Consider the following 13,836-nt stretch of genomic DNA (forward strand, 5'->3'; position numbering starts at 1 on the left):
AAATATTACTTTGTAACAGCAGCATCTTCTTCCTGTGCGGAAAACTTCGTCCAGGCTTTTACTGCCTTTACAGCATTGCCCCATCCGCGTACCCATTTACGCACATCTTCATCTTTCCCAGCAGGTGTAAAAGAGTGGTCTACCTGCCATTGACGGGCGATCTCCTCCTGGTCTTTCCAGAAGCCAGTGGCTAACCCTGCCAGATAAGCCGCGCCCATTGCAGTTGTTTCCGTCACTTTAGGGCGTACCACCTGTGTATTGAGAATATCAGCCTGGAACTGCATCAGCAGATTATTGTTAGTGGCCCCGCCGTCCACCCGCAACTCTTTGATACTGATACCCGCATCCGCCTCCATGGCCTGTAATACATCCATGGTTTGATAGGCAATGCTCTCCAGGGCGGCCCTGGCAATATGTGCAGATGTTGTACCCCTTGTCATTCCCACGAGTGTACCTCTCGCATGCTGGTCCCAGTGAGGCGCCCCCAGTCCGGCGAAAGCCGGCACCAGATACACACCATCATTATGTACTACTTTCTTAGCCAGTCCCTCCACTTCGGAAGATGAGCGGATGATCCCCAGACCATCTCTCAGCCATTGCACAACCGCACCGGCAATAAAGATGCTGCCTTCCAGCGCGTATTCTACCTTGCCATTTATCTTCCAGGCAATTGTGGTTACCAGGTTATTCTGCGAAATGATCGGCTGTTCCCCGATGTTCATCAGCATGAAACAGCCGGTGCCGTAGGTGTTCTTCACCATTCCCGGCGCAGTACACATCTGCCCGAATAAGGCGGCATGCTGGTCGCCCGCAATACCGGCAATAGGGATCGTTGAAGAGAAAATAGCAGAGGTAGTATGACTGATCAGCTCACTGGACTGCTTTACTTCCGGCAACATACCTGCCGGAATATCGAACAGTGAGAGCAGTTCTTCATCCCACTGCTGTGTATGTATATTAAATAACATGGTACGGGATGCATTGGTGATGTCCGTCGCATGCGTCTTTCCTTCTGTCAGGTTCCATACAAGCCAGGCATCCACCGTACCAAATGCCAGTAGCCCTTTGGCCGCTCTTTCGCGCGCACCTTCCACATTATCAAGTATCCATTTTACTTTCGTAGCCGAGAAATAGGCGTCAATGACCAGTCCTGTTTTTTCACGGATCAGCTGTTCATGACCAGCTGCTTTGAGCTCGTCGCAATAAGCGGCCGTACGGCGGTCCTGCCATACGATGGCATGATGAACCGGCTTTCCGGTGTGGCGGTCCCATACGACGGTTGTTTCCCGTTGATTGGTAATACCTATGGCTACAATGTCCGTTCCCCGCAGGCCGGCTTTGGCTACGGCTTCTGCCGCGACTCCCAGCTGGCTGGACCAGATCTCATTGGCATCATGCTCCACCCATCCCGGTTGTGGGAAGATCTGACGAAACTCTTTTTGTGCAAGGGATACGATCGTACCTGCTTTGTCAAATATGATCGCTCTGGAGCTGGTAGTACCCTGGTCGAGTGCGAGGATGTATCCGGTTGTTTCCTTTTCCTTCATAACTGATCGTGAAATTTATTGCTGGTTATTAACAGGTACTGATACAGGTAACAGGTAATGTGCGGCTATGGCTGCAAAGATTTTCACCTGTTCCTGCTCCCAGTCTTTATCCTTTCCCAGTTCGGCAGCCATGATAGCGGCTACCTCCGGGGCCATGTCAATAGCGGCATGTGCGTCGAGTAATAATGCCCGTAATCTGCGGGACAGCACATCATCCACTGTCCTGGCCATTTCATGCTCAACGGCCCAGATCACCTGTGCTTTTATGTAAGGCAGTCTGGAGTGGAGCTGTGCTTTCAGTTCCGGCCGGGCTTCTATCAATTCGGTTATTTCAACAGCATCACTGCCATAGACATCCAGAGGAGCCATACTGATAGCAGTCGTATAGCCATGTATGTGCAGGGTCTCAGTACCACAGGGTACAGCGGGCAGTCCACCGGTCGTAATTGCTGTATCCACGGTGTCTTCTGCCATTTTACGGAAGGTAGTCCATTTACCACCGGTAATGGTGATCAATCCGGAATCAGCAATGATGATCTTATGACTGCGCGATATTTCCTTGGTGCTGTCTGTTTCTTTCTGAGGAGCGGCCAGCGGGCGAAGACCTGCATACACGCTCAGAACATCCGCACGGGTAGGTGCCTTTATCAGGTATCCTGCGGCCGTCTCCAATATAAAACTGATCTCTGCCTCCAGCGCCTGCGGTTCCAGACTATGTGCATTGAGTGGCGTATCCGTCGTACCCACCAGTACCTTCCCATGCCAGGGGAGTGCAAATAGCACTCTGCCATCGGCCGTTTTAGGAATCATTAATGCGCTGGTACTGTCCAGAAAAGAGGCATCCAGCACGATGTGGACACCCTGACTGGGGCGGATCGTTGGCCGGGCGCCTGGCTCGTCCATCTGTAACACTTCATCTGCAAAAACCCCTGTTGCATTGATCACAGACCTGGCGCTGAGCTGATATCTTTCCCCCGTTTCTTCATCCTGGGCATGTACACCTGCGATCTTACCTGCGTTGTCTTTATCTAACCCAATGACTTTAAAATAATTAAGCAGTACAGCGCCCTGTTCTGCCGCCGTTTGTGCGATGTTGATCGCCAGGCGGGCATCATCAAACTGTCCGTCGTGATAGACAATACCACCTTTCAGTTTATCTCTGCGTATAGCCGGCAACGCTTTGATAACAGCGTTACGGCCAATGACTTTTGACGGGCCGAGGCTAAGCCTTCCGGAAAGGAGGTCATATACTTTAAGACCGATACCGTAGAACGGGCCCTGCCACCATTTATAGTATGGAATAATAAACTCCTGATCATGTGCCAGGTGAGGCGCGTTGGCCAGCAGCAACCCTCTTTCGTGCAAAGCCTCTTTCACAAGGCCCACATCTCCCTGGGCGAGATACCGCACGCCCCCATGTACGAGTTTAGTGCTGCGGCTGGAGGTACCTTTTGCAAAGTCTGACTGTTCGAGTAACAGTGTGCGGTAACCTCTCTGGGCGGCATCCATAGCTACCCCGAGTCCGGTCGCACCACCGCCGATGACAATAATATCCCAAACGACTGATGCCGTATTGCCTATCTGTTGCTTAAAGGTTAACCTGTTCATAGTGAGGAAAATGCTTTAATTTTCTTTTAATTCGTTTCAGTTTATTTCATCCATATATGAAAAAAACATACCGGGCGCTGGCCGTCCCGTTAGCCGAAAATAAATGTTTTGTTCCTTCCTTTTCAGTAAGTTAATGCATAAACGAGCATTTATACATGATATTCTTCACTTTTTACTAAATATTTTTTCTGATACGATGTGTTTAATTCAACAACATGAAAGTAATTTTGTAACGAATTGGAAGAAGGCATAAGCGTATTTATTCCAAATCTGATTTTAACATCTTTTGCTTTTTTCTACAACTGCTAATTTTATTTCGCATATGTCAATGATCAATATTGCAGAGAGACACAAATACATTCTTGACCGGTTGTCTGAGAAGGGGTATGTGAATGTGGTGGATCTTTGCAAAGAACTGGATGTTTCCGGTGTTACCATACGTAAAGACCTAAAGCTACTCGAAGACAAATCCCTGTTATTCCGTTCTCACGGAGGGGCAACAGTGAACAATCCGTACATTAATGATAAACCGGTTAATGAAAAGGAGAAGCTACGCCGTGAAGAGAAGAACAATATCGCGGTAGCTGCTGCTGCAATGATTGCACCAAATGACGCGATTATCATATCATCTGGCACAACAGCACTGGCGCTGGCGAGGAACATACATCCGAGAGGCCATCTTACGGTGATCACCCCGGCGCTGAATGTGGCACAGGAGTTACTGAGACACCAGGAGATAGAGGTATTACAGCTGGGAGGAATTGTGAGAAACAGTTCTTCTTCAGTAACAGGCACTTATGCTGAGCGTATACTGGCCGACTTTTCCTGCTCCAAATTATTCTTAGGGCTGGAAGGTATTGATATTGAATTCGGACTGACGACTACCAATCTGATGGAAGCACAGCTGAATGCACGTATGGTGACGGCTGCACAAAAGACGATCGTACTGGCCGATTCTTCTAAATTTGGCCGTCGCGGTTTTGGAAAGATCTGCGACCTGGAAGATGTAGATGAGATTATCACAGACAGTGGTATATCAGGACATGTGGTCAAGGCACTGGAAGAGATGGGCATTAATGTCACGATCGTATAAAATATTACTTGGAAGGGGAGGACAGGCGTCTTCCCCTTTTCATTTTCAGATTAACTACTCACACCGGTAATAGCGATTACCTATCTACGCAAACAGTTTGTACTGATCTTATAGGTAAATAACAATGTATCCTTCCCTGCTATGACGTGGTTCCTGCCGGTGGCCTTATGAAAATGGTCAAGATAGGCGACGATAAATGCCTCTGTATCACAAATGGTCCGGACTATTGTGTCGCGGCCGGTCTTGCCATTGTCAAACAGGCTGTCAATGTGGCTTGTACAGACATAGCAGTATACTTTTGGCGAATAATCGGGCCTGACGTCCTCTTTAATGCAGGCGGTCATAAGCAGGAGGGTGGGTAATAACAGCTTTTTCATGTCGGGATTGGGTCTGATAATGATTATGTTAATTCCGGGTATAACCAGGGATGTTGTTGTCCTGACAAACTACATAATTATTTGATCCCACAGATACAACATCGCCGGCTTTTCATTTTCTTTCGGATCAGGGCATTCCGGCCACTCGCGTATTTAGCGACTTAGCGTGGTATTGGGTGGCTTTTAGTATGCTTTTAGTATTAGTAAGGTAAGCTTTCTCTTACGTTTCTCCTACGTTTTAAAACGTAAGAGAAACGTAAGAGAAAGCTTACCTTACTAATACTAAACCGAATCTAAACACTATTAAAAACACACATCCAACTGCGGACAGTCAGATAAATAACCTGGTGGGCTGCCGGTATACATATCGTGTTTGACCCTGTTTTTAGCCCATTGGCAACGTTCCCGGCAACCGGGGTGCTCCCGATGGTCACAACTAGGCCTTTTTGTCCTGAATGCCCCCTATCGGTCCTTTTTTATCGTTTGGACGAACAAGCGACGAACAAGCGACGAACAAGCGCTATACAAGCAACGACTATTTTACCGCTTATCTACCCGGCTTTTACCACGTCAGGCTACATATCCGCCCGTTCATATGATTAACGATCAGTCACTTACTGTCTGGATCTCCTAATTCCATATGGATGACTCCTAATTACAATCTTTGCGCGCACCCAACACATTAAACATTTTTATAAGTCAAGATCCGCTGGCAATACCCTAAAAAGGGCCCATATCACCCTGCTCCTTATTTAATTCTAACGAATACCTATACTTTTTTAATCTTTTCTAAATTTTCGGGGTTATACAAAAACTTTCTTAAAAAATACCGGCTTCCTTTAGTATCTTTATACCGTTCCCGAAACAATTACGGTACCACAACCGCCTGGAGTAAGCGGGGAAGTATGCCAAGGTCAAAAAAATCTAAACGAATGCAAGAAGTGAAGCAATTGCAAGGACTGTACCGCCCGGAATTTGAAAGTGATGCATGCGGAACGGGCTTTACCGCCCATATTAAGGGCCGTAAATCGCATCAGATCATCCGGGATGCGCTGACCATGTTGGAAAATATGGAACATCGCGGTGCATGTGGTTACGAACAGAACACAGGTGATGGAGCTGGTATCCTGATCCAGCTGCCACATGAATTTCTGTACGACGAATGCCTGAAAGTAGGCTTTAGCCTCCCGGAATTTGGAAAGTACGGTGTAGGTATGATTTTCTTTCCAAAGGAACCTCGCTGGCGCGAAGAGTGTCGTGAGATACTGGACCGTGCGGCCGAAAAACTGGGTCTGGAAATTCTGGGTTACCGTAAGGTGCCTGTGCGGCCGGACGGCATCGGTGAAGGCGCTCTTTCCGTTGAACCAGAAATTGAGCAGGTATTTATAGCCTGTCCCTATCATATTACGGACAATGACGTTTTCGAACGCAAACTCTTCGTACTGCGCAACTACGTTTCTAAAACGGTGCGCAACACAGTACCAAAAGAGAAGGCGCTCTTCTACATTCCCTCCCTTTCTACAAAAACGATCGTATATAAAGGTCAGCTGACCACTTACCAGGTACGTCATTATTATGCCGACCTGAGTGATGAGAAGATGGTATCCGCGTTCGCGCTGATCCACTCCCGTTTTGCGACCAATACATTCCCGAGCTGGCGCCTGGCTCACCCTTACCGCTATATTGCGCACAATGGTGAGATCAATACGCTGAAAGGTAACCTGAACTGGTTACGTGCCGGTGAAAAAGACTTCGTGTCCAAATACTTCTCCCAGGAAGAAATGGACATGCTGCTGCCGCTTGTGGAAGAAGGTCAGTCTGACTCTGCCAGCCTTGACAATGTCGTGGAACTGCTGATGCTCTCCGGCCGTTCCCTGCCACATGTTATGATGATGCTTATCCCTGAAGCATGGGATGGCAATGATGACATGGACCCGGTGAAAAAGGCCTTCTACGAATACCACGCCTCTCTCATGGAACCATGGGATGGCCCGGCATGTATCTCCTTCACAGATGGTAAGATCATCGGTGGTACCCTGGACCGTAACGGTCTGCGTCCTGCCCGCTTCGTTATCACTAAGGATGACCGCGTGATCATGGCTTCTGAAGCAGGTGTACTGCCAATAGATCCTAAAAATGTAAAAGAAAAAGGCCGCCTGCAGCCTGGTAAAATGTTCATCGTGGACATGGAACAGGGCCGTATCATCGGTGATGAGGAACTGAAAAGCACTATCTGCTCTCAGCAACCTTACGGCGAGTGGCTGAATAAATATAAGATCCGCCTGGAAGAACTGCCTGAACCAAGGGTTACTTTTACCCACCTGGAACACGAGCAGATCTTCAAATATCAGCGCGCTTTCGGTTATTCTATCGAAGACCTGAATACCATCATCGCGCCAATGGCACTGGATGGTAAGGAACCGATAGGCTCCATGGGTACAGATGCTCCGCTGGCGATCCTGAGTGATCAGCCACAGCACCTGACCAGCTACTTCAAACAGCTGTTCGCCCAGGTAACCAACCCACCGATCGATCCGATCCGTGAAAAGCTGGTTATGTCCCTGGCTACCTATGTAGGTAACAACGGCAACCTGCTTGATGAAGATCCGCTGCACTGTCATGGTGTTGCCCTTCGTCATCCGATCCTGACCAACTTCGAACTGGAAAAAGTACGTAGTATAGACACTGGCCTGTTCCAGGCTAAGACCCTGCACACTTATTTCCGGGCTGATGGTAAACCAGGCTCCATGGAAAAAGGGCTGCAGCGTTTGTGCCGTTATGCGGTAGATGCGGTAGAAGACGGTTTCGAAGTGATCATTCTGTCCGACAGGGCGATCGACTCCGAACACGCGGCGATTCCTTCCCTGCTTGCAGCATCTGCAGTACACCACCACCTTATCCGCAAAGGATACCGTGGTCAGGTTGGTCTGATTGTAGAAGCTGGCGACGTATGGGAAGTGCATCACTTTGCTTGTCTGCTGGGCTTTGGCGTAACAGCTATTAACCCGTACCTGGCGCTGAGCACGATCCGCGACATGAAGCTGAACAATAAACTGGAAACTGACCTGGATGTAGATAAACTGAAAAAGAACTATATCAAGTCAGTATGTGATGGTCTGCTGAAAGTATTCTCTAAAATGGGTATCTCCACCCTGCAGTCTTATCAGGGAGCACAGATATTTGAAATATTAGGTATTAACCGTCAGGTGGTGGACAAATACTTCACCGGTGCCGTTTCCCGTATACAGGGTATGGGCCTGGATGACATTGCCCGCGAAACACTGGCGAAACACTGGATGGGTTATGGCCGTAAGGAAACGCCTGTACAGCGCCTGACCACTGGTGGTATCTATCAGTGGAAGCGGAAAGGGGAGTTCCACCTGTTCAATCCGACCACAATCCACCTGCTGCAGTATTCTACCCGTATGGGCGATTACAACACATTCAAGAAGTACTCAAAAGCCGTAAACGATCAAAGTGAAAAAGCTGCCACCCTGCGTAGCCTCTTCGCTTTCAAACGTACCCGTCCTTCTGTGCCGCTAAGTGAAGTTGAATCTGCCGAAAGCATCCTGAAACGTTTTGCTACCGGCGCGATGAGCTTTGGCTCTATCTCCCACGAAGCACACTCCACACTGGCCATCGCCATGAACCGTATCGGTGCGAAAAGCAATACCGGTGAGGGTGGTGAAGACGAGCTGCGTTACGAACTGCTGCCTAACGGCGACAGCATGCGTTCTTCTATCAAACAGGTAGCAAGTGCCCGTTTCGGTGTAACAAGTAATTATCTCACAAATGCGGACGAACTCCAGATCAAGATGGCACAGGGTGCCAAACCTGGTGAAGGTGGTCAGCTGCCTGGCCATAAAGTAGACGACTGGATCGCTAAAGTACGTCACTCCACTCCGGGTGTTGGTCTGATTTCCCCTCCTCCGCATCACGATATCTATTCTATTGAGGATCTTGCACAGCTGATCTTCGACCTGAAAAATGCTAACCGTGCTGCCCGTATCAGTGTAAAACTGGTATCCAAAGCAGGCGTTGGTACCATTGCTGCCGGTGTTGCTAAAGCAAAAGCGGATGTAGTACTGATCGCTGGTTATGACGGCGGTACCGGTGCCTCTCCGATCAGCTCTATCAAACATGCGGGTCTGCCATGGGAACTGGGTCTGGCTGAAACACATCAGACGCTGGTAAAGAACAGGCTGCGTAGCCGTGTAGTAGTACAGGCTGACGGTCAGATGAAGACAGGTCGTGACATTGCGATCGCTACCCTGCTGGGTGCTGAAGAATGGGGTGTAGCAACTGCTGCCCTGGTAGTAGAAGGTTGTATCATGATGCGTAAGTGTCACCTGAATACATGTCCCGTAGGCGTTGCCACACAGGATCCTGAACTGCGCAAGCGCTTCGAAGGTAATGCTGATCATGTGGTGAACCTCTTCAAGTTCCTTGTAGAAGAAATGCGTGAGATCATGGCGGACCTTGGTTTCCGTACAGTAAATGAAATGGTCGGTCAGGTAGACAGTCTCCAGTTACGTGAAAACATCACACACTGGAAATACAAATCTCTGGATCTGTCTCCGATATTATATAAAGAACCGGCTGCTGAAGAAACAGGGTTGTTCAAACAGGAAGAACAGGACCACGGCATCAGCGAAGTGATCGACTGGAGACTGCTGAAAGCAGCACAGCCGGCACTGGAAAAGAAAGCACGTGTGTTCCAGCAGTTCCCTGTGAGAAATACAGACAGAGCGGTAGGTACCATCCTCAGTAATGAAATATCCAAACTTTATGCAGGAGAAGGTCTTCCGGAAGATACAATTCACTACAAGTTCGTAGGTTCTGCCGGCCAGAGCTTCGGTGCATTCAACACTAAAGGTGTGACACTGGAACTGGAAGGAGAAGCGAACGACTACTTCGGTAAAGGACTTTCAGGTGCAAAACTGATCCTGTATCCTTCTCCTGAAGCCGGCTTTAAAGCAGAGGAAAATATCATAGCGGGTAACGTTGCCTTCTATGGTGCTACTTCCGGAGAGGCTTATATCCGTGGTAAAGCAGGTGAACGTTTCTGCGTTCGTAATTCCGGCGCTACCATCGTAACAGAAGGCGTAGGCGATCACGGTTGTGAATACATGACCGGCGGTAAGGCTGTCATTCTGGGTGAAACAGGCCGCAACTTCGGTGCAGGTATGAGTGGTGGTATTGCTTATGTATATGATGTAAAAGGTTTATTCGCAGGCCGCAGTAATACGGATATGATCGACCTGGATCCGCTGGATCAGGAAGATGCAGCCGAACTGCAGGACCTCATTACCAAGCATCATGCTTACACTAACAGCACCGTGGCCAAGTTCATACTGAAAGACTGGGAAAATCAGCTGCGTCACTTCGTGAAAGTATTCCCGAAAGAATACAAGGCTGTATTGAGTGCGGGCAAGACTGCACAGAAAGTAGAGAAGTAGTATTATTCTAACACCACCTAACGAAAGAGACAAATGGGCAAACCAACAGGATTCATGGAATTTACCCGGGAGATGCCGGGTAAAGCTCCTGCAAAGGAAAGAGTCCAACATTATAATGAATTCGTGGAAAAGTATTCAGATTCAAAACTGAATGAACAGTCTGCGCGCTGCATGAACTGTGGCGTTCCTTTCTGTCACAGCGGTTGCCCTCTGGGTAATGTGATCCCTGAGTTCAATGATGCCGTGTATCATAAGGACTGGAAAGAAGCTTACGAAATATTAACCAGTACCAATAACTTCCCGGAATTCACAGGCAGGATCTGTCCTGCGCCATGTGAAAGTGCCTGTGTACTGGGTATCAATCAACCGCCTGTAGCGATTGAAGAAATCGAGCGTCACATTATTGAGATCGCTTTTGATAAAGGACTCGTACAGGCGAAAACACCGAGAGTACGTACTGGCAAAAAAGTAGCAGTAATTGGTTCTGGTCCTGCCGGACTGGCCGCTGCTGCTCAGCTGAACTACGCTGGTCACAGTGTAACCGTATTCGAGAGAGACGATGCTCCAGGTGGCTTGCTGCGTTACGGTATCCCTGACTTCAAACTGGAGAAATGGGTGATCGACCGCCGTGTAAAACTGATGGAAGAAGAAGGTATCGTATTCAATTGTAATGCAAACGTAGGCGTAAATGTAGGCGTGAACGATCTGCTGCGTGAATATAATGCGATCGTACTGGCTGGTGGTTCCACTATTCCACGCGACCTGGGTATCCCTGGCCGTCAGCTGAAAGGTGTACACTATGCGATGGACTTCCTGAAACAGCAGAACAAACGCGTGAGCGAACGTGCTGTAGACGGAGAAGACATCCTTGCAACAGGTAAAAATGTAGTTGTCATCGGTGGCGGTGATACCGGTTCTGATTGTGTAGGTACTTCCAACCGTCACGGCGCAATAAGTATCACACAGCTGGAGCTGTTACCAAAACCTCCGGGCGAACGTACTACGTATATGCCCTGGCCAACGTATCCTATGGTGCTGAAAACTTCTTCTTCTCATGAAGAAGGAGCAAACCGTGAATGGGCCATCGGTACCAAAGAATTTGTAGGTGACGAAAACGGAAATCTCAAAGGATTAAAAATAGTAAAGCTGGAATGGGCATTAGGTCCTGATGGCAGACCCGGTAGCTTCAAAGAAGTACCTGGCACCGAACAGGAGATCCCTTGTGAACTGGCATTCCTGGCAATGGGCTTCTTACATCCGCAACATACGGGTCTCCTCGATGAACTGGGTGTAGACAGAGACGAGCGCGGTAATGTGAAAGCCGGTGAAAAAGCATTCCAGACTTCCATCTCCAAGGTATTTGCCGCAGGTGATATGCGTCGTGGTCAATCCCTGGTAGTATGGGCCATCAGCGAAGGACGTGAGTGCGCAAGAAAAGTAGATGAATTCCTGATGGGGGCCTCTCAACTTGAAAGTAAAGATCATTCCCTGCAGGCAATGGCAGTGTAATACTACCATCACCGCAGTGATCAATTTATAATCTAAAGAATCTCATAAGCAGGTTTAGATTTTGTTGTAACCTTCAGCCGGGCCGGGTTTTTACCCGGCCTTTTGCATGCCAGGAACTGCCGGCAGGAATTTCTATATCTTTGAATATATAAATTGTATTCCTCCAGATCCCTATGAAAACATTTTTACTGTCCCTGATCAGCGTATGCCTGCTGCTGCCTGCCTTTTCCCAGAGAAGGACCATCCTTAAACTGGATGTCACTGAACACAAACTGGATTCCGTTAAAAGTTATCATAAACTCCTGATCGTTACAGAAGGTAACATGCAGTCGCGCATGTATGTGGAAAACCTCTCTGCAGAGCTGGGAAAAGCACTCAAATCATTACAGATTGAATGTAAATACCAGTTTCTGGGCGACCGGCTGAAAGACAATGCGGATACTGATGCCGCACTGGAAAAAGCGAAAGCATGGGCGCCAGATGCGATACTTCGTTTTGTACCGTCTACTACGACAGAAAAAATGGGATATACTTATGCGCCTGTCGTGAATTCTCTAAATAATAGCATGCGTTTCTCGAGTCCCTCAGCAGAACTATATCTTACTAATACCTTTGATGTCAAATTAATTGACACAGAAGACGATCATGTCTGGTCAGCCAGACTATTCACCGTTATTGAAGCAGGGCGGCCGACTATTTTCAGACGTATCGGGAAAATGATCCTCGCCGGGCTGAGAAAACAGCATGTACTGGCCCAATCCTGATACCAGGTTGTATACCAACCCTATACGACAAATCTTTACATACAGGCCAGCTCCTGCACTTTCAGGTGCATGCATGATCAGGCGTCGGGATTTGTTATATATTTGGTGTGCAATTAAATCCCATCCCTTACCTGTTTATGAGAGTAGCGTTATTACTGCTGTTAGCATCATTTGTATTCTTTATTGCAAAAGCCCAGCTGCCAGATATTAAATTATCGCCTGTAGAACATCCCCTGGATAGTGTGAAACATTTTAAAAAAATACTGATTGTCGGGGAAGGCAACATACAGGCGCATGCATTTGTAGACATGCTTGCAGCTGAGCTGATCAAAGGATTTAAAACAAAGAACATTGAATGTAAATATCAGTTCCTTGGTGATAAATCGAAAGTAAATACTGCTGCTGTACTGGAAAGCAGCAAAAGCTGGGAACCCGATGTTGTTTTTCATCTCAATCCGGTATCTAATACCATGAATAACAAAAGGGAAATTGGGATCGTGCCTATTGACCTGAGAAGAACCAATATAGTCGCTCCTTTTGGATATGAGAACAACAGATACGTTAAGAATGAATTTGAACTGCTGCTGGAAGAAAATAATACTTCTCTCTGGTTTAGTACGCTTTCTCTTGAAACGAAGTTTGGTAAAAAAAACTTCTTCAAACAATTGCGTATGATGATCATCGAAGATATGGAACGGCAGCTTGTACTACCTTCCTAATCGTTGCCTGCTCTAAAAACAGTAAATTTGTTGTCTATGAGGCAGTTAGTACTTTTATTCATGTTCTGCACAGCCATTGCGCACAACATTTCCGCACAGGTAGGCAATACGGTGTATGATACCCGTCAATATAAAAAAGGCGTATACAAGACATTCCAGGAGTTTCGTGCTAACAACCCGTCCGTAACAGGCACCCTGGTTGTCAAGAACAGGACGCCGGCAGCGCAGGTATACCTGCTGTCTGCACCCAATGAACTGAGGATCATTGATTCTACAGGACAGGAACAGAAAGTGAGGAAGTTCTGGGGATATTCCGATGGTGTATCTATATATATAAAAGACAACGGACTAAATAAGCTGGAAGAAATCGGATACTATTGCCTTTACCGCATTAATGCCATTACCTCTGCCCCGGCAAACAGAGCAACAGAAGGCATGGTTTTCAATAATACGCCGCCGCCGACAGCTGATAAAAGGGTGCTGAATCTGGCTACCGGCGATGTATATGACCTGACGCTGTTCAATATGCGCCGTTATATCCTGCCAAATGATACGGCGTTACTACGGGAATTCAACGACGATAAACAAAATAAGAACAAACTGGTATATTATATACAGAAATTCAATCAGCGGAACACACCAACCTGGTGAAAATCTGCCAATTGAGCTGATAAACACCTTTTTATATGATAGCGTCCTGTGAGTAGCAGGACGCTTTTTTAATTGGGGAATAGCTGAGCAGGTACAGTATTTGTTTGAT

Annotated in this window: 9 protein-coding genes; 6 read left to right on the forward strand and 3 right to left on the reverse strand. The window is 47.6% G+C overall.

All coding sequences use genetic code 11. From position 1 onward, the window contains the following. Positions 1–5: 5 nt before the first annotated feature. Together glpK and GWR21_RS19275 are read right to left on the reverse strand one after the other, a co-directional pair. Positions 6–1,547 (reverse strand): glycerol kinase GlpK, encoded by a 1,542-nt coding sequence (gene glpK, locus GWR21_RS19270; RefSeq protein WP_162333322.1) that lies wholly within the window; start codon positions 1,545–1,547, stop codon positions 6–8. Between the two features lie 15 nt (positions 1,548–1,562). Continuing rightward, positions 1,563–3,155 (reverse strand): glycerol-3-phosphate dehydrogenase/oxidase, encoded by a 1,593-nt coding sequence (locus tag GWR21_RS19275; protein WP_162333323.1) that lies wholly within the window; start codon positions 3,153–3,155, stop codon positions 1,563–1,565. Positions 3,156–3,477: 322 nt separating this feature from the next. On the opposite strand from GWR21_RS19275, the gene GWR21_RS19280 reads away from it, so the two are divergent. After that, positions 3,478–4,248 carry a DeoR/GlpR family DNA-binding transcription regulator gene (locus tag GWR21_RS19280; RefSeq protein WP_162333324.1) on the forward strand — a complete coding sequence of 257 codons (771 nt, stop codon included), beginning with the start codon at positions 3,478–3,480 and terminating at the stop codon, positions 4,246–4,248. A gap of 80 nt (positions 4,249–4,328) precedes the next feature. Here GWR21_RS19280 and GWR21_RS19285 read toward each other — a convergent pair whose 3' ends face one another. Further along, entirely contained in the window at positions 4,329–4,625 is a 297-nt protein-coding gene (locus GWR21_RS19285; protein ID WP_162333325.1) for a hypothetical protein, read from the reverse strand. A gap of 932 nt (positions 4,626–5,557) precedes the next feature. Between GWR21_RS19285 and gltB the strand changes: the two genes are divergently transcribed. The 5 genes from gltB (at position 5,558) to GWR21_RS19310 (ending at position 13,727) form a co-directional block, all read left to right on the forward strand. Then, complete coding sequence (gltB, locus tag GWR21_RS19290) at positions 5,558–10,084, forward strand: glutamate synthase large subunit (RefSeq protein ID WP_162333326.1); 4,527 nt, start codon at positions 5,558–5,560, stop codon at positions 10,082–10,084. A 33-nt stretch (positions 10,085–10,117) separates the two neighbouring features. After that, positions 10,118–11,593: a glutamate synthase subunit beta gene (locus GWR21_RS19295; RefSeq protein WP_162333327.1), complete on the forward strand. Its 1,476-nt coding sequence runs from the start codon at positions 10,118–10,120 to the stop codon at positions 11,591–11,593. A gap of 173 nt (positions 11,594–11,766) precedes the next feature. Continuing rightward, positions 11,767–12,357 carry a hypothetical protein gene (locus GWR21_RS19300; RefSeq protein ID WP_162333328.1) on the forward strand — a complete coding sequence of 197 codons (591 nt, stop codon included), beginning with the start codon at positions 11,767–11,769 and terminating at the stop codon, positions 12,355–12,357. A 107-nt stretch (positions 12,358–12,464) separates the two neighbouring features. Next, positions 12,465–13,076 carry a hypothetical protein gene (locus tag GWR21_RS19305; RefSeq protein WP_162333329.1) on the forward strand — a complete coding sequence of 204 codons (612 nt, stop codon included), beginning with the start codon at positions 12,465–12,467 and terminating at the stop codon, positions 13,074–13,076. Between the two features lie 36 nt (positions 13,077–13,112). Next, positions 13,113–13,727: a hypothetical protein gene (locus GWR21_RS19310; RefSeq protein WP_162333330.1), complete on the forward strand. Its 615-nt coding sequence runs from the start codon at positions 13,113–13,115 to the stop codon at positions 13,725–13,727. Positions 13,728–13,836 lie beyond the last annotated feature (109 nt).

The organism is Chitinophaga agri (assembly GCF_010093065.1).
Taxonomy (GTDB): domain Bacteria; phylum Bacteroidota; class Bacteroidia; order Chitinophagales; family Chitinophagaceae; genus Chitinophaga; species Chitinophaga agri.

Coding starts and splice junctions, on each gene's coding strand:
- glpK (WP_162333322.1), bottom strand. CDS start 1,547: ATGAAGGAAAAGGAAACAACCGGATACATCCTCGCACTCGACCAGGGT.
- GWR21_RS19275 (WP_162333323.1), bottom strand. CDS start 3,155: ATGAACAGGTTAACCTTTAAGCAACAGATAGGCAATACGGCATCAGTC.
- GWR21_RS19280 (WP_162333324.1), top strand. CDS start 3,478: ATGTCAATGATCAATATTGCAGAGAGACACAAATACATTCTTGACCGG.
- GWR21_RS19285 (WP_162333325.1), bottom strand. CDS start 4,625: ATGAAAAAGCTGTTATTACCCACCCTCCTGCTTATGACCGCCTGCATT.
- gltB (WP_162333326.1), top strand. CDS start 5,558: ATGCAAGAAGTGAAGCAATTGCAAGGACTGTACCGCCCGGAATTTGAA.
- GWR21_RS19295 (WP_162333327.1), top strand. CDS start 10,118: ATGGGCAAACCAACAGGATTCATGGAATTTACCCGGGAGATGCCGGGT.
- GWR21_RS19300 (WP_162333328.1), top strand. CDS start 11,767: ATGAAAACATTTTTACTGTCCCTGATCAGCGTATGCCTGCTGCTGCCT.
- GWR21_RS19310 (WP_162333330.1), top strand. CDS start 13,113: ATGAGGCAGTTAGTACTTTTATTCATGTTCTGCACAGCCATTGCGCAC.